Origin of the sequence: Chitinophaga vietnamensis (assembly GCF_902167635.1) — a bacterium.
Taxonomy (GTDB): domain Bacteria; phylum Bacteroidota; class Bacteroidia; order Chitinophagales; family Chitinophagaceae; genus Chitinophaga; species Chitinophaga vietnamensis.
The window spans coordinates 516,412-533,170 of the sequence record NZ_CABHMS010000004.1; the positions used below are offsets into that span (position 1 = coordinate 516,412).

Genomic DNA, 16,759 nt, shown 5'->3' on the forward strand with positions numbered 1-16,759 from the left:
TGTTTCCCGGGCTGTGTAAAAACAGGGGATGAAAAAAGAAAATATGTCACACAGACGTAGTATTTATCAATCTTCCTGTGCCTCATTTAAAAAGTCGATCGCCGATCCGCACTGTTTTTCTATCTCTGTAAAACAGGCCTCCAGCAATTCCAGCTCCCCGTTTACGAAAGCAGCTTTACCGGAACGTGAAAATCCTTTTACTAGCAGGAACTGTTTAGTGAGGTTTTGATTGATGAGAGAAAGATGTTGCTGTTGCTTTTCCTTCGTCCGTCTCTTTTCCATCGAGATGATATTGCGGTAGTATTGGCCCAGCGCGCGTATGACAAACAGGATGTAAATGGCCACCACCAAGGGATTGGACAGGTATTGGAAAGCGTTGGAATATCCGGGGGATACGTATACGGGAATGGCGTTCAGCTTGATATAGGCCACCATGGCGAGGTACGAACAAAGGATCAGGCTCCAGGCGAGCGCTGTGGCCAGGTTAACAGTGATGTAGCAAAGCAATATGCTCACCATCCAGATGATGGCATATTTAGGCGAAACATCCTGGTTATTAAAATAGGAGGAGAGGATAGGCATTGCCAGTGTAGTCAAGGAGGTTAGCGAACCAACGATAGAAATGCTGACACCTTTTTTCAATAAAAAAAGACAGATGCCGGTCATGCCATATACAAAAGGAATGATAATAAGATTCACTTCGTTTTGTGTAAGCATGGCGAGGAAGAGCACTGGTAAGAGTGCACTGCAATAAAAAAAGATATAGTCGAAGATCAGTTTGATCTTGGCCTGCTCATACGTGTCCTGTGTGTGTTGCAATACGTTTCCGATTACAGCGCTTTCTGCGCTGAGATAAGTATTTCTGATGAATAGCCAGGCACCCCTGAACATCTTTGCCATTACTGCGTGCTTAGAAACAGCAAATTATTGCATAAATCGGCAACGGAGGATTAAACGTTTGTGTGAATTATACACGATCAATGTTAAACAAAAAAGAAAGGGAACACCTGAAAGGCGTTCCCTCTTCAACCCCCATGTTACGGGTCATTTCCGGGTGGAGATGACCTTCGTATCCCTTATTCCACTACTATTTCCTTGGGTGCATCCTGTTTGTTTTCCTTTTTGGGAAGGGTTACTTTCAGGATACCGTTGTCATATTTTGCGCTGGTTTTACTACCATCAACGTTTTCGCTGATAGAGAAAGAGCGTTTGAAAGATTTGAAAGTAAATTCACGACGTACCTGTTTGTCGTTTTCATCTTTCGTTTCAGTTTTTCTTTCGGCGCTGATGGTAATGGCTTTCTCATCTGCGCTGATCTTGAAATCTTCTTTGCTGAAGCCCGGGGCTACCACATCCAGCAGAAATGCATCTTTGGTTTCTACGATGTTTACCGGCGGGTGAGTACTGAAGAAATCGTTGGTCAGGAAATCATCTTTAATGATCCTGCTCCATCCACCATTAAAGATGTCGTCAACGATGCCATTGAAGGTTCTTGGGTGCGCGTTGTTGTGAAATTTTACGAGTGTCATAGTTTATAGTTTTTTTGTGTTAAATCATTTTTTTGTTCAACACTCCTTGCAGATCAAATGGGATACCATGCCAGAAAAACTGCTATTTTGTTAGTAAAAACATTACAGATTGTGACATTTTGTCTTTATGATTGTTTGAATTGTGTCAAAAAGTCGTCTTGCTCATCCATTTTTTTACTTTTTGCTTCCTTATATTTAACTTTGTCGAAACTTCAACTAAAAAAAACTATAATTATATGTATCCAGCGGAATTAGTAATGCCCATGAAGGCAGAATTGACGGATAATGGATTTGAAGAATTACTGACGGTAGAATCAGTGGATGATACATTGAAAAAAGAAGGTACAACCCTGGTGGTGATCAACTCTGTATGCGGCTGCTCAGCAGGCACTGCCCGTCCGGGCGTACTGATGGCGGTAGCGCACAGCGAAAAGAAACCAGACAGGCTCACAACCAGCTTCGCCGGTTTCGATGGCGCTGCCGTGCAGCAGATCCGTACCCACTTGTTGCCTTATCCTCCATCTTCTCCTTCTATAGCATTGTTTAAAGATGGCCAGTTAGTGCATTTCATTGAACGTCATATGATCGAAGGCCGTTCAGCCCAGATGATTGCTGCTAACCTCGCAGACGCTTTTGAACAATATTGCTAAAACTTTAAAACTCTAAATTTGAATTTCTAAATTCAAATTTGCTACGTACTTTGGTGGTTTGATTTTCCTTGTGATTAATTCGGCTTTGTTCATAGGAAAACTCAGATCACCAAATTTTTTTTAAGGCTATGTATCCTAATTTATATTACGCGTTTAAGGACCTGTTTGGCTTAGAAATCCCTGTACTCAAGATATTTCAGACATTTGGCTTTTTTGTAGCAGTTGCATTCCTGGCAGCTGCATATGTGTTGACCAACGAACTAAAACGCCGTGAAAAATTAGGATGGTTACAAGGCGTGCCTGAAAAAGTGATCATCGGACAAGGCGCTTCACAGAGCGAGATCATCGCCAACGCCCTGTTGGGTTTCCTTTTAGGTTTCAAAATACTCGGACTGTTCTTCCAATGGAGCACTGCCTCGCAGGATCTGCAAGGGTATATCATGTCTACCCAGGGCAGCTTGCTTGCAGGCGTGATCCTGGGCGTTGCAATGGGATGGTATAAATACAATTCAAAGAAGAAAACAGCGAAAGCCAAGCCTGAAGAGAAGATCATACAGGTAATGCCACACCAGCGCGTGCCTGATTTCACCGTGATGGCCGCAGTGGCTGGTCTTATCGGCGCCAAGATATTCCATAACCTGGAGAACTGGAACGACTTTGTACAAGACCCGATCGGTTCGCTGATTTCCTTCAGTGGCCTCACTTTCTACGGAGGCCTCATTGTAGCGTCGATCGTTATTATTAATTACGCCCGCAAGAAAAAGATCAATATCAAACACCTGGTGGATAGCGCCGCACCCGCGTTGATGCTGGCTTACGGCATCGGCAGGATGGGATGCCACTTTGCAGGGGATGGCGACTGGGGTATCTACAACAGTGCGTATGCATCCGACAGCACCGGTAAAGTGGTGAAAGTAGCCCCGGCAGCTTTCAATAGCGTTGTACAGAAAAATGCTAATTTCTTCCTGCAACAATATCCGAGCGTGGACCATATACCGCATGCCGCCTTTGAAAAGCCGGCTGCACTGGGCTTTCTGCCCGATTGGTTTTTTGCATATGGTTATCCGCACAATGTAGTGAAAGAAGGAGTGCAGATGACGGGCTGTGATGGCCAATATTGTAAAGTGTTGCCTGTGGCCGTATATCCGACACCGTTATATGAGATCATTGCCTGCATTGGCCTCTTCCTGGTGCTTTGGGCGATCCGCAAAAAAATAACCGTACCTGGAGTGATCTTCGGCATCTACCTTATATTAAATGGCCTGGAACGATTCTTTATTGAGAAAATAAGAGTAAACACCAAATACGATATCTTCGGTTTCCATCCCACGCAGGCGGAGATCATTTCCGCACTGATGGTGATCGGCGGATTCGTATTCATCTGGTATTGCCGCAAAAACAATACAACCGCAACGGCTGTCTCCTGATTTTATATGCAACGTCACACTACTTTAGTGCCTTTATCGCATGAGCATAAGCGCCTGCTTTTTGTATGCCGGTATCTGAAAAAGGATGCTGCCCCATATGAAGGGTTTCCCCTTGAAACACAGGCCAGGTTTGAATATATCGTGAAAGTGTTCCAGGAACTGATGGTGCCGCATATCCAGAAGGAAGAGTACCTGTTCGAAAAATGCAAAGGCCATCATGCCGGCATCGATACCATGATACAGGAACTGGAAGCAGAGCACCGCCAGATATCCCGGATGTACAGCGCACTCACAGAAAGCGTGGACCTGGACGATGCCATGGACCTGCTGGCCAATAGCCTGGAAGCGCATATCCGCAAGGAGGAGCGTGTGTTCTTTGAACTCATTCAACAGGAATTACCAACATTGCTCAACAATATTAAGCTGGAATAATCCACTCTTTTTCATATCTTGTCTGAACATCACATTTCGGACGAACAATGAAAGTATTACCACGCATCAGCAGGTATATGTTATGGCTATTGGCGGTAACGCCACTGCTGGCTTCCGCGCAACGTAAGCAGTCTTCTACAAGGAAACCCAATATCATCTATATCTATGCAGATGACCTGGGTTATGGTGAACTGGGTTGCTATGGCCAGCAGAAGATCCGCACGCCGCATCTCGACCAGATGGCCAAAGAGGGGATACGTTTTACGCAGCACTATACCAGTACGCCGGTGTGCGCGCCAGCCCGTTGTATGCTGATGACCGGCCGCCATGGCGGCCATTCCTATATCCGCGGTAATTATGAATTTGGCGGCTTCGCAGATAGTACCGAAGGCGGGCAGATGCCGTTGCCGGAAAATACCATGACCATTGCCCGCATGCTCAAACAGGCGGGGTATACTACAGGAGCCATTGGCAAATGGGGCCTGGGAATGCCTTATAATACCGGAAGCCCTAACCAGCAAGGGTTTGACTACTTTTATGGATACATGGATCAGAAGCAGGCGCACAACTTTTACCCCACGCATTTATGGGAGAATGATCAAAAGGTGATGCTGAATAATCCTGTGATCAACGTGCACCAACGCCTGCGGCCAGATGAGACGGATGCTGCCGCCTACAATAAATTCAAGGGTAGTGAATATTCTATGGATAAGATGGGAGAGAAGGCCGCAGCATTTATTCGCGAGCACAGCAAGGCGCCTTTCTTCCTGTATCTTCCTTTCACCGGGCCGCACGTATCGTTGCAGGCGCCCGATTCTGCAGTGAAGGCTTATATCGGCCAGTTCCCTGAAACGCCTTACCGCGGCGAAAAAGGATATGCGTCAACGTTATACCCGCGCTCCACTTATGCAGCGATGATCACGTATCTCGACTCAGAAGTGGGCAAGGTAATGGAGCTGATCAAATCTTTGGGGCTCGATGACAATACCATCATTATGTTTTCCAGTGATAACGGTGCCACTTTCTCTGTTGGCGGCGCAGACGTGGAGTTCTTTAACAGCAATGGCGGCCTGCGGGGAGCCAAGCAAGATCTTTATGAAGGCGGCATCCGGGAACCTTTTATTGCCCGCTGGCCCGGCCATTTCCCTGCCGGCGCCGTAAGTGACCTGATATGCGTACAATATGATATGATGGCTACATTGGCTGCCATGGCCAATATCAGCGCACCGCACAATGACGGTATTTCTATGCTGCCGACAATGTTGGGTAATAAAAAGGCCCAACAACAACACGACTATCTCTATTTTGAATTTCCTGAGAAAGGTGGCCAGGTGGCCATCCGCAAGGGCGACTGGAAAGGCGTGAAGAGCCATATGAGCAAAGACCGCAATGCTCCATGGGAAATCTATAACCTTCGCGATGATCCATCTGAAACAAAAGATGTAGCTGCTGCGCACCCTGAAATGGCAAAAGAATTTGAAGCGATCATGAAAAAGGAGCATCGATGGGCGCATATCACTGATTGGGAGTTCATTGATCCCAAGTTGACTAAAAAATAAAATGCAGCCGCAGTAGGGGTAGTGCCCGCTTGGGCTTTCGTGGAAATGATGATAACGTGTTATTTCCCCACATCGCCAATTTATCTACTTTGCAATGTAACAACAGTTGACAACACTAATTTTGTACTAGCCGAAAACCCGCTATGAAGTTTTCTCCATTTTTGTTGAGCTGTAATTACCTTGAGCAATGTGTACTTTTTTTAGCAGCTTGTTAATGATCTGCCTGTCCGGTCCCCTTAAAATGTTTGCCTGTAATGAGGACAGCTTAAGTAAATACGACAGGCTTGATCCGGCCGATTCAATAGTGGCCTCTTTTACCTATCATGCCGGCGAGCAGGTTTTGCCGGGTGGTACTTTATTGCAGGTGCCGCATGGCTATCGTTTTCTGGATGCCGCACAAAGCAAGGTGCTGGTGGCCCGGCTATGGGGGAACCGTGAGAACCCTGATATGGTGGGGATGCTGTTACCTGACGGGGTAGGCCCCATGGATGAAGACGTGTGGGGATTTGAAGTTTCTTTCGAATCAACCGGTTATGTTAGTGAGAAAGGATTGAGCGATATTAATTACGATGAGCTATTGCGTAGAATGAAACAGGCGCTGAAGGAAGATAACAAGTTGCTGATACAACAGGGGCTTGGGCCTGTAACCGGTATCAACTGGGCGTTTGCTCCCTACTATGATAAAGAGGCCAGGGCCTTGCATTGGCCGCGCGTGCTGGAATTTGACGAGGGGCGACAGGCCATGCTCAATTATGAGATCCGGGTGCCCGGGCGTAAAGGCGTGCTCTGTTTCACAGCAGTAGGAGATATTTCCCAATTGCCCGTTATCCGCCGCCAGATACCGATCATACTGAATAGTATCCATTTTATGAAAGGCTACAGCTATGGCGACTTTAACCCGCACACCGACCAATTTGCCATGTTGGTGCCCGAAGCAGTAATGGTAGGACGTATCTTTTCTCCACAAAATTTCTGGATATTCCTGAGAAACAGCTGGCTGCTGTTGCTGGTTTCCTGCGGGATGGCGCTGTTCGTATATGCGATGCAGTTATATCACCACCGGAGGAGATCTATCCGCAATGTGATGCGGATTGATGAAAGTCTTAATTAGATTAGTAATATGTCTTGTTTTTCTTGCCAGCGGCACTCCTTAATATAAGGGTGCCGTTTTTTATCTCTCCCCAAAAACCGTTTATCCCGTTTTTTGGCCGTTGTTTAATAATCACCCCGCCCTCTGCAACTAATCTTCTGACGGGTCGTCTTCCTAATGTTCTTTTCAATTTCGCCGATCGTCACTATCTATTGACCGTTTGTGTAAAGTTATGTACTATGCAATGCATAATACCTACCTTTACATTGTAGTTGTTAAACTACTGTAGTAGATAAACCAAGGTTCTTGATAGAAGACATATATCTAAAAAACTAAAAAGTCTAAATCCCCTTATATGAAACCGAATTTTAAAGCGTTTACCTTAACATTGAGTGTTTTAAGCGCTGCATTGATGGCTCAGGCACAGAATGGCCCTAAAGTATCCGGCCAGATCATGCAAGCCGGCAATAAACCCGTAGAATTTGCAACAGTAACTTTATTAAAAGCTAAAGACTCTTCACTGGTAAAAGGCGCTATCGCAGACATCAGTGGCAAGTATGAATTTGAGCAGGTAAAACAAGGTAAGTATCTCATCGCTGCCGCTTATGTAGGCATGAGTAAAAAATATAGCCAGGTATTTGACGTGAACGGCGCCACCCTGCAGCTGCCGGCACTTACACTGGAAACCAGCACCAAAACCCTCACCGGGGTAGATGTAACCGCCCGCAAACCTTTTGTAGAACAGAAAGCCGATAAAATGGTGGTGAATGTAGAGAACAGCATTACCGCTGCTGGTGGTACCGCTATGGAAGTACTGGAAAAATCGCCCACTATCACCGTAGATAAAGACGGTAATATCTCTATGAAAGGAAAAAGCGGGGTGATGATCATGATAGATGGCAAGCTAACCAATATGAACTCCCAGGATGTTGCCGAATTGCTGAAAAGCATGCCCAGCTCCAATGTTGAACAGATCGAGCTGATTGCCAACCCATCAGCCAGGTATGATGCAGCGGGCAACGCAGGGATCATCAACATCAAACTAAAAAAGAACCGTAACTATGGTACCAACGGAAACCTGACTGTAGGTGGCGCTTATGGCACATGGCCCCGGTGGAACGGCTCCCTCAACCTGAATAACCGTTCCGAGAAATTCAACGTGTATGGTTCTTATAACTATAATCACCGCGAACAGCAGCAGGATCTCAGGCTTTTCCGCTCCATGTATGATAACAATGGCAGATACCAGGTGTTTGATCAGTCAACTTCCATTCACCAGCAATCCAATTACAATGGTGGAAAAATAGGGGCAGACTATTTCATCAACAAGAATAACACAATAGGCGTGATGGTGGACCTGTCTACACGCAGCCACGACAACCCGAACAGAGGCGCTACCTATATCGGCAACGGGAAAGCCCTGGATTCTATCCTGTACACCAATAACGATAACAATTCCACCTGGAAAAGAGGGGCGTATAATATTAACTATCGCGGCATCCTGGATACTACAGGTAAGGAACTGAACATCGACCTGGACTATGCACGCAACTCTAATAAAGAAACATCCCAGATCTACGCGCTGACGAGGGATGGCAGCAACAAAGGTCTGCTGGGCAGCGATACCTCACGTAGCAACCAGCCGTCCAGCATCGATATTAAAACAGCGAAGATCGATTACATACATCCGTTGAAAAAGCAGGCAAAACTGGAGATGGGTGTTAAAGTGAGCTTTGTAAAAACAGATAACAACGCCCTCTTTGATTCACTTCGCCTCAACAACTGGATCGCAGATACGGCCCGCTCCAACCATTTTATCTATAAAGAAAATATCAATGCTGCCTATGTGAATTTCAACAAACAATTCAAAAAGTTCGGTGTGCAATTGGGCCTCCGTGCAGAACAGACGCATATTAACGGTCGTTCAACATATATCAGGAATGGCGGTACTCAAACAGTAGAGAATGATACCACTTACCTGAACCTGTTTCCCAGCGCGGCTTTCACATGGCAGGCTAATAAAAATAACAGTTTCGGATTAACGTATAGCCGTCGTATCCAGCGTCCGAGCTACGAAGACCTGAACCCCTTCGATTACTACCTGGACAGATATACGAAAATATCCGGTAACCCTTATCTGAAGCCGCAGTATTCCAACAACTTCGAAATCACACATACATTCAAGGAGTTCCTGATCACGTCTCTCGGATACGCGCATTCCAAAGATATGATCACCCGTATCCTGGAGGCTGACAGGAACCCTGTTACCGGCGATACAACGGTCGTAAGGTATAAATACCTCAACGTGGCCAAGTCTGACAACTTCAACCTGAGCATGTCTGCACCGGCGCCAATCACCAAATGGTGGAACAGCTTCACAACTGCGTCATTGTCTTACAACATGTATGAAACGGTGGTGAATAACAACCCGGTGAAACTGAATGCAGTGGGCTTTTTCGGCCGCACGCAACATACCTTCACGATTAACAAGAAACTGTCGGCAGAAGCAGTGGTCTTCTATGTATCACCACAGATAGCAGATGAAGGTTTGTTCAGGATGAAATCTATCTGGAGCCTGGACCTGGGCGCGCAGTACAAGATACTGGCAGGCAAGGGCATACTGAAGTTCAACGTGACCGATGTTTTCAGAACGAACTACTTCCGTGGCACTTTCGATAATGCAGGCAGATACACCGCCGTAACCGCCAGGAACGATGCGCAGCAGGTGCGTGTTGCCTTCACCTACCGCTTCGGTAATGCGAATGTGAAGGCCGCCCGTAACCGCCAGACCGGGCTGGAGGCAGAACAGAGCCGCGTGAAACAGGCTGGTAACTAATCCTTATCTCGATTCAAGATGGTTTTTTAGGTATATAAGGATGGAGTAACGCGGCCTCTCGTCAGGCCGCGTTTTCTTTCATTTCGTCACAAAAAACACGCGTTTGGTGGAATTTAAAGATCAGGGACTCTCATTCTTTCTACATTTGAAAAAAATATTTTTTAACAGATATATTAATCATCTTTCTGTATAAATAATTAAAAGATAATTAAATATGTCTTGGTAAAACTGAAATTTCCCTGACTCTTCCCACCAATCGCCCGGAAAATTGTTCCGGCCCGTGCAACCTTTTTTACAATCATTGTCTTTATAATGAAAGCATCAGCCAGTAACTTGAATCAATCGCAATTAACAGAGCATGTAGTAGACCGCTGCAAGAAAGGGGATGTTCGCGCATTCCGGGAACTGTACGATGCCTATGCGGGAGCTATGTATAATATCTGTTTGCGGATGACGGGTAACACCAGTGATGCAGAAGACACCTTGCAGGAGGCATTTTTACAGATCCACCGCAACATCGGCAAGCTGGAGAACGATACCAGCCTTACAGCGTGGATCAAAAGAATAGTGGTGAACCACTGTTTGAATAGTCTCCGTAAAAAAAAGGTGTATTTTGAAGAGGTAGAAGAAGTAGAGATGCCGGAAGAAGCGGCAGTAGATGAAGACCAGTTCACCTGGACGGTAAGCGCTATCAAGTCGGCCATCACAACGTTGCCGCATGGTTATCGTACCGTTTTGAACCTCTACCTTTTTGAAGAATATTCTCACCGCGAGATCGCAGAAATGCTGGGCATTTCTGAATCGACTGCCAAAACGCAGTACATGCGGGCTAAGGAGAAAGTAAGACAGATTGTAAATCAGCAAAATTATATTCGTTAATGCCGGACAATTTTGAAAGTTTTATACAGCAGCACCGGGAGGAGTTTGAAGAGCGCGGGCCTTCGCCCCGAATTTGGGATGCGCTGGAAAAGGAGCTGGGTAAGAACAGCCAGGGCAAAGTGGTACGGCTTCTCGCAAAGAACTGGTTCAAAGCCGCCGTGATAGCCGTATTGCTGATCAACGCCGCTGCAATTTTCTTCTTCACCAACCGCAGCAGGCAACACCATAACACCACGGAACTCGCGATGATCGCGCCTGAAATGGTGGAAGCAAAAAATTTCTACACCAACCGCATAGAAGAAAAACTGGAAGTGATCAAATCCTATCCGGCCGCAGAGTTGGGGCTGGACAGCAGCGCCCTCCACGAATTGGAACTTCGCAACGATACCTACAAAATGCTGGAACGAGAGCTAAAAAATAACCCAGGCAATGAAAGGATCCGCGCAGCGATAGTAAAGTATTACCAACTCAAACTTGATCTTCTCGATAAAATTTTGGAAGAGTTGCAATCCAAACACGCAACCCCAAAGCAATCAAAAAAACAATATGAAGCTGAAATTTAACCTGCTTTTGTGCCTGGTGTTTCCCGTGCTGGCGATGGCCCGCCCCGGCGATATCTCGTACAAAAAGACTGTCACGAAGGAATTTAATGTGTCTGATGGCGCAGTGCTCGGCATCTCCAACAAATATGGAAAGATCGTTTTCCATAGCTGGGATAAGAATGTGATCAAGGCTACTGTATTGATTACCGGCTTCGGTAAAAATGAAGACGATGCACAAAAAATCGCCGACATGGTAGATATCAATGCCGAAGGCGGCAGCTCGTCTGTGCAGCTGCGCACGGTATACACGCCAGGTAAAGGCGGCAGCTGGTTTTCCTGGGGCAGCAAGATCGACTCAAAGGACTTTGTGAATATCGACTATGATGTGTACATACCGAGATCATTACGAAAGATGATGATAGAGAATAATTTCGGAGATGTGATCGCGGACAAATTCAACTTCCCCGTTACGCTTTCCATGAATTATTGTACCTATGATATTCGTGAGGCTGCGGATGTAACCTTGCGCATCAATTACTGCGATAAGGGAAAGATCGGTAAAGCCGGCAACGTAAATGTAAACGGGAATTACTCCAGCCTGCGCAGCGAGCAGCTGGATGGATTGACCACCCATTCCAACTACAGTAGTTACGTGGTGACCTATGTTAACGATCTTAAAGTACATGGTACATATGATGATTACAAAATGGAACGTGTGGGTACGATCGATGCACATACTACCTATACAGATCTGCGCCTGGGGGAACTGTCGACCGAGGCATCTGTACGCATGACTTACGGCGACTTCTCTGCGAAGAGGATGGGCAGCGCCTTTAAAGGAGGAGAGTTTAATCTCACCTTTGCCGATCTCAAACTGAATTTTCCGCGGAAGCTGTCTTTGCAGCTGGACATCAACCTGGTATTCGGCGATTTGAAAACCGGCGGGCTGGAGCTGAAAAATGTAACATCCAACAAGAAAGCATCTTCATTGGCATATACAGCGCAAACAGCCGCCGGCAGCGAGCAATCGCCGACGCTGAAGATAAAAGGCACCAATGCTGATATACACCTGGATGCGATGTAATAAATAACTTAATAAAACGCCATTCTAAAATCTGAAAAATTTTGTACGCTATGAAAATACTCCGTAAACAACTATTAATTGCTTTGCCATTTGTACTGGCAGCCTTCCTGCTTTCTTCGTTTATCCGTTACAGTGAGATCACCGGCAACGGCGTTGTTAAACAGGAAGAGCGGAAAGCATCTCCCTTCAAGAAAATCAGCACATCGGGTCCTTACAAAGTGGTGATCCGCCAGGGTAATGACCACACCATAAAAGTAGAGGCGGAAGAGAACCTGCTGCCCTACATTGTTACAGAGATCAGCGGCAGCAAGCTGGAGATCTATACTAAAAAAGGAGAACATATCCGTACCACCAAACCGGTGACCGTGTATGTGACCATGAAAGAGGTATCCGGCCTCGAATCCAGCGGGGCGAGCGGTTTCCGCAGTGAAGGGCAGTTGCGTACCGACCATTTGAGCCTGGGTACCAGCGGTGCATCAGAGTGTAATCTGAATATCGATGCCGATGAAGTGTCTGTAGGTACTTCCGGCGCCAGCAAGATACATCTGCAAGGCCGTGCCAATGATGCTAGTTATGGTACATCCGGCGCCTCTGATATTGATGCCGTTGACTTGCAATCGCAGGATGTGAAGATCGGTATTTCCGGTTCCGGCAATGCCAAGGTGAACGCCGTTAAAACGCTGAGTGTGACCGTTTCCGGCAATGGTAATGTGCAGTATAAAGGCTGCCCTGCCATTCAGCAGTCCGTTTCCGGCAGAGGTAACATTTCCAAATTGTGATTCAGATTTAGGTTATAAGGTGTTTTTCCCAAAAAAGCAGGTAGTTCACTACCTGCTTTTTCTTTTTATATTTGTGGCCGGAACAAGCAGCTTATACATTAAATTTTATCAGTTATGCCGTCCTTTGATATTGTTAGCAAAGTAGATTTACAGACACTGGATAATGCCGTGAATACTGTAAAAAAGGAGATCACCAACCGGTTTGATTTTAAGGACTCACACGTAAACATAGAACTGAACAAGAAGGATATGGTGTTGAACCTGGAGGTGGAGAGTGATATGAAGCTGGGGCAGGTGCTGGATGTGCTGGTCAGCAGAACGATGCGCCAGGGCCTGGATGCAGCCATCTACGACCAGAGTAAGGAACCTTACCAGAGTGGTAAGGTATATAAGAAGGAGATACCGGTGCGGAATGGTATTAAACAGGAAGATGCCAAGAAGATCGTGAAATTGATCAAAGATTCCGGTTTGAAGGTACAGGCGGCCATTATGGACGATATTGTACGGGTTACCGGTAAGAAGATCGATGATTTACAGGAGGTTATACAGACGATGAAGACATCGAACCTGGGTATTCCCCTGCAATATGTGAATATGAAATCCTGATTTTTTTAGAAATTAGTTTGAGTGTAATGGAAAATAGCTTACCTTTGCACTCTGCATTTACAAAATTTTGATATGAAACAGGGAATCCATCCAGAAAGTTACAGATTTGTGGTATTTAAAGATATGTCAAACGGACACAGCTTTTTAAGCCGTTCCACTGCTCCTTCCAAAGAAACTGTAAAGTGGGAAGATGGCAATGAGTATCCGTTGATCAAGTTGGAGATTTCCAATACTTCTCACCCATTCTATACTGGTAAGAACGTATTGGTGGATACTGCAGGACGTATTGATAAATTCAACAAACGTTACGCTAAGAAAGCTTAGTCGTTTAGAAAAATATTTTTAAAGAATCCCATCGGCTTCTCGATGGGATTCTTTATTTTTAGCGCTTATGGAGCGTAATTATATTCTTTTCGACACGCCCGTACGTGACTTGTTATACCCCTTTACACATACAAGGCCCATCGCCGCTTGCCGGGTAGGTATACTTACCATCCAGGAGAAATGGGAGCGTTGGTTAGGTACGGGCATCAGCCATTTTACTATCCCTCATCTACAGGAAAAATATCCTTTACATAAAGGTGATGAGCAGGCATCCAATGTGCTCATCAGTGGTCATATTCTGCCAGATGCCGCACTGGTGGCTGCTATACAGGAGCTGAAGCCGGACGAGGAACTATATGCCAGCAATCAACTTGTGGCCAAAGTGATACGGGGCAGGGAGGTACATCTCTTGCCCGCCGGTGCGCGAAAAAATTATCCGGGCAAGGTATTGGGTATTCATATGCCATGGGATATTTTTGCGCTCAACGACAAAGCTATCCGCGATGATTTTGCATTGTTGACGAAGGGCCGTGTTAGTGCGCCTTTATCTTCTTCAAACCAGGTGATCGCGCCGGAACATATCTTCCTGGAACCCGGCGCCAGCGTGGAATGTAGCATATTGAACGCAAGCGCAGGGCCTATCTATATTGGTAAAGACGCGCAGGTGATGGAAGGTTGTATGATCCGCGGGGCCTTTGCCATGGGAGAGAAGGCGGTATTGAAAATGGGCACGAAGATATATGGCGCTACCACATTAGGGCCTCATTGCACGGGTGGTGGAGAGATCAAGAACAGCGTGTTCTTTGGCTATTCTAACAAAGGGCATGACGGATATATCGGAGATGCAGTGATCGGAGAGTGGTGTAACCTGGGCGCCAATACTTCCTGTTCTAACCTGAAGAATAATGCATCGGACGTGCGCGTGTGGCTGGAAGCCAGGCGGGAAGCGGTTTCCGCGGGAAAGAAATGCGGCGTGCTGATGGGAGATTACAGCCGTTGCGGCATCAATACCATGTTGAATACAGGCACCGTGATCGGCGTATCCTGTAATATTTTCGGCGGGAATTTTCCACCGAAATTCCTGCGTTCTTTCAGTTGGGGCAATGAAGACAGTACCGGAAATTACCGGCTGGAAACGGCATTGCGCGATGCGAAGGCATGGATGGTGATGAAAGGGCGTGAGTGGGGCCATGCAGAACAACGGATACTGGAAGCAGTGCATGCGGGCAATCAGCAGCAAGACCTTTAAAACTTAATATCACTTTTACTATGAGAAAAAAAATTGTTGCAGCGAACTGGAAAATGAACCTTACGCTGGCACAGGGCGAGCAGCTGATCAACGATATCCTTCAGTCGGGATTGAAGCTGGGAGAAGGACAGGAAGTGGTGATCTCAACGCCGTTTCCGTACCTGACCAAGGCCAAGCAGCTGCTGAAAAGCTATCCTGGTTTTTTTGTAGGGGCGCAGAACTGCTACAGTGAAAAATCAGGTGCTTATACCGGCGAGGTATCGGCGGAGATGCTGCAATCAGTTGGTGTTGATTACGTGATCCTGGGCCATTCCGAGCGCAGGGAATATTTCAATGAGAGCAATGCCATGCTGGCCAGGAAGATAGACCTGGCGCTGGCAAATGGTTTGAAGCCGATCTTTTGCTGTGGCGAACCGCTGGCGATCAGACAGGCCGAAACACAGAATGAATATGTAGCGAAGCAGTTGGAAGAGAGTTTATATCATCTGAGTGCGGAGCAATTGAAAAATGTAGTTATTGCTTATGAGCCGATCTGGGCTATTGGTACGGGTTTGACGGCGAGCGCAGCGCAGGCGCAGGATATGCATGCGTTTATCCGTTCGCAGGTAGCGGCGAAATATGGCCGTGAAGCGGCATTGCATCTGTCTATCCTGTATGGCGGCAGCGCTAAACCGGGTAATGCGGCGGAATTGTTTGCCTGTCCGGATGTAGACGGCGGGTTGATTGGCGGCGCTTCTTTAGTGGCGGCTGATTTCGTAGCGATCGTAGAAAAATTATCCTAAGTATATGAGAATGTGCAGTTTCGTAAAGCTGCACATTTTTTTAGCAAAAAAATGCTAAAAAAATTAGTATTTCTGAAAAAAGGTTGTATATTCGTGTTGTCAATTAAAATATCTGGTTATGAATACGAATATTGACATAGCAGAAACATCATTTGATTATCTGGTGGTAGTTAACCCGGATGTGCTGGTAACGAAGGATATTTCCCGCATCAGGCAGTATATGGCCACTACTTTAGAGGATGCAGCGATCACTGCTGCGCCGGTGCACATTGCTTTGTTCCGTTCTGTTTTCCCCGAGCGTTTCCAGGATGATTTTATCACGATGCTGGAAGATGTGGCGAAGCGGCAGGCAGGATTTGCGGTGTACACTTCCAAACTGGATACTTTCCAGCATGCGGATGAGCGAAGCAGCATCTTTATCAATGTGGCGAATCCCAAGCCATTGGTAGAGTTGCAACGGAATTTGCTACATGAATTTGAGTTGAAGCCTTCTTCTTTCAAGCCGCATATATTGGTAGCGGGCCGTGTGCCACAGGCCAGGATAGGGCAGTTGATGCCGAGGTTGTCCCAGCAGTTGTTTGTGCGGAGTTTTAACTGTCATTGTTTTTCTTTGTTGAGAAAACCGGTGAATGGTGGCAAGTTCGAGAAGGTTAAAGATTTTGTCTTTGGAGATATCGAGCATATGGTAGGTTCGCTGTTTAATTACGCAGCATAAAATATTGACCGGATTGCAGGATCAGCAGGCAACATGCGTCGATCGATGGATACTGATAATGTAATACTTTGCCATGCACATGCCCGTGTATGTGGAATATTTAACCCCTATATCAGTTTTCATCCGTGTTTGTTTTCCCCCTGCGTTGACCATTTAAAGCTTCCCTTGATTTGTCCCCGACCATGCATGGAATGTTTTGAGTGCTATGGTTATAAGTGTTAAATTAGCGGAATCAATCAAAATTCGTCGCTATTGTAGCTCGATCGGGTAGGCCGA

At 46.2% G+C, this 16,759-nt stretch carries 17 protein-coding genes; 15 read left to right on the forward strand and 2 right to left on the reverse strand.

All coding sequences use genetic code 11. The features are described from left to right. Window positions 1-66: 66 nt before the first annotated feature. Both FPG75_RS13345 and FPG75_RS13350 read right to left on the reverse strand, forming a co-directional pair. On the reverse strand, window positions 67-900 hold the full coding sequence (locus tag FPG75_RS13345; RefSeq protein ID WP_143307355.1) for a hypothetical protein: 834 nt from the start codon (window positions 898-900) through the stop codon (window positions 67-69). A gap of 176 nt (window positions 901-1,076) precedes the next feature. Next, window positions 1,077-1,529, reverse strand: a complete 453-nt coding sequence (locus FPG75_RS13350) for an Hsp20/alpha crystallin family protein (protein ID WP_143307356.1) — start codon at window positions 1,527-1,529, stop codon at window positions 1,077-1,079. A gap of 236 nt (window positions 1,530-1,765) precedes the next feature. On the opposite strand from FPG75_RS13350, the gene FPG75_RS13355 reads away from it, so the two are divergent. The 15 genes from FPG75_RS13355 to FPG75_RS13425 all read left to right on the forward strand — a co-directional run bounded on the left by FPG75_RS13355 (window position 1,766) and on the right by FPG75_RS13425 (window position 16,483). Further along, window positions 1,766-2,179 (forward strand): BrxA/BrxB family bacilliredoxin, encoded by a 414-nt coding sequence (locus FPG75_RS13355; RefSeq protein WP_143307357.1) that lies wholly within the window; start codon window positions 1,766-1,768, stop codon window positions 2,177-2,179. A 128-nt stretch (window positions 2,180-2,307) separates the two neighbouring features. Beyond that, window positions 2,308-3,606, forward strand: coding sequence for a prolipoprotein diacylglyceryl transferase (locus tag FPG75_RS13360; protein ID WP_143307358.1), 1,299 nt, complete (start codon window positions 2,308-2,310; stop codon window positions 3,604-3,606). A gap of 6 nt (window positions 3,607-3,612) precedes the next feature. Further along, on the forward strand, window positions 3,613-4,038 hold the full coding sequence (locus FPG75_RS13365; protein WP_143307359.1) for a hemerythrin domain-containing protein: 426 nt from the start codon (window positions 3,613-3,615) through the stop codon (window positions 4,036-4,038). Between the two features lie 47 nt (window positions 4,039-4,085). After that, window positions 4,086-5,597: an arylsulfatase gene (locus FPG75_RS13370; RefSeq protein ID WP_236652785.1), complete on the forward strand. Its 1,512-nt coding sequence runs from the start codon at window positions 4,086-4,088 to the stop codon at window positions 5,595-5,597. 187 nt (window positions 5,598-5,784) lie between these two features. Continuing rightward, window positions 5,785-6,708 carry a DUF2167 domain-containing protein gene (locus tag FPG75_RS13375; protein WP_143307360.1) on the forward strand — a complete coding sequence of 308 codons (924 nt, stop codon included), beginning with the start codon at window positions 5,785-5,787 and terminating at the stop codon, window positions 6,706-6,708. Between the two features lie 334 nt (window positions 6,709-7,042). Continuing rightward, window positions 7,043-9,523 carry an outer membrane beta-barrel family protein gene (locus FPG75_RS13380; RefSeq protein WP_143307361.1) on the forward strand — a complete coding sequence of 827 codons (2,481 nt, stop codon included), beginning with the start codon at window positions 7,043-7,045 and terminating at the stop codon, window positions 9,521-9,523. Window positions 9,524-9,835: 312 nt separating this feature from the next. Further along, the gene (locus FPG75_RS13385; protein WP_143307362.1) at window positions 9,836-10,402 is read left to right on the forward strand and encodes an RNA polymerase sigma factor; all 567 of its coding nucleotides are present in this window, start codon (window positions 9,836-9,838) and stop codon (window positions 10,400-10,402) included. Continuing rightward, window positions 10,402-10,965, forward strand: a complete 564-nt coding sequence (locus FPG75_RS13390; RefSeq protein ID WP_143307363.1) for a hypothetical protein — start codon at window positions 10,402-10,404, stop codon at window positions 10,963-10,965. The genes FPG75_RS13385 and FPG75_RS13390 overlap by 1 nt, the downstream gene beginning before the upstream one ends. Beyond that, the gene (locus tag FPG75_RS13395; protein ID WP_143307364.1) at window positions 10,949-12,028 is read left to right on the forward strand and encodes a DUF4097 family beta strand repeat-containing protein; all 1,080 of its coding nucleotides are present in this window, start codon (window positions 10,949-10,951) and stop codon (window positions 12,026-12,028) included. The genes FPG75_RS13390 and FPG75_RS13395 overlap by 17 nt, the downstream gene beginning before the upstream one ends. Window positions 12,029-12,078: 50 nt before the next feature. Next, window positions 12,079-12,807, forward strand: coding sequence for a head GIN domain-containing protein (locus FPG75_RS13400; RefSeq protein ID WP_143307365.1), 729 nt, complete (start codon window positions 12,079-12,081; stop codon window positions 12,805-12,807). A 114-nt stretch (window positions 12,808-12,921) separates the two neighbouring features. Then, window positions 12,922-13,413 carry a YajQ family cyclic di-GMP-binding protein gene (locus tag FPG75_RS13405; RefSeq protein ID WP_143307366.1) on the forward strand — a complete coding sequence of 164 codons (492 nt, stop codon included), beginning with the start codon at window positions 12,922-12,924 and terminating at the stop codon, window positions 13,411-13,413. A 72-nt stretch (window positions 13,414-13,485) separates the two neighbouring features. Then, a complete protein-coding gene (locus FPG75_RS13410; protein ID WP_143307367.1) occupies window positions 13,486-13,737 on the forward strand; it encodes a type B 50S ribosomal protein L31 in 252 nt (83 codons plus the stop codon). Between the two features lie 67 nt (window positions 13,738-13,804). Next, window positions 13,805-14,986, forward strand: a complete 1,182-nt coding sequence (locus FPG75_RS13415) for a putative sugar nucleotidyl transferase (RefSeq protein WP_143307368.1) — start codon at window positions 13,805-13,807, stop codon at window positions 14,984-14,986. 20 nt (window positions 14,987-15,006) lie between these two features. Further along, complete coding sequence (gene tpiA / locus FPG75_RS13420; RefSeq protein ID WP_143307369.1) at window positions 15,007-15,768, forward strand: triose-phosphate isomerase; 762 nt, start codon at window positions 15,007-15,009, stop codon at window positions 15,766-15,768. 118 nt (window positions 15,769-15,886) lie between these two features. Next, window positions 15,887-16,483 carry a 2'-5' RNA ligase family protein gene (locus FPG75_RS13425; protein WP_143307370.1) on the forward strand — a complete coding sequence of 199 codons (597 nt, stop codon included), beginning with the start codon at window positions 15,887-15,889 and terminating at the stop codon, window positions 16,481-16,483. Window positions 16,484-16,759: the final 276 nt, after the last annotated feature.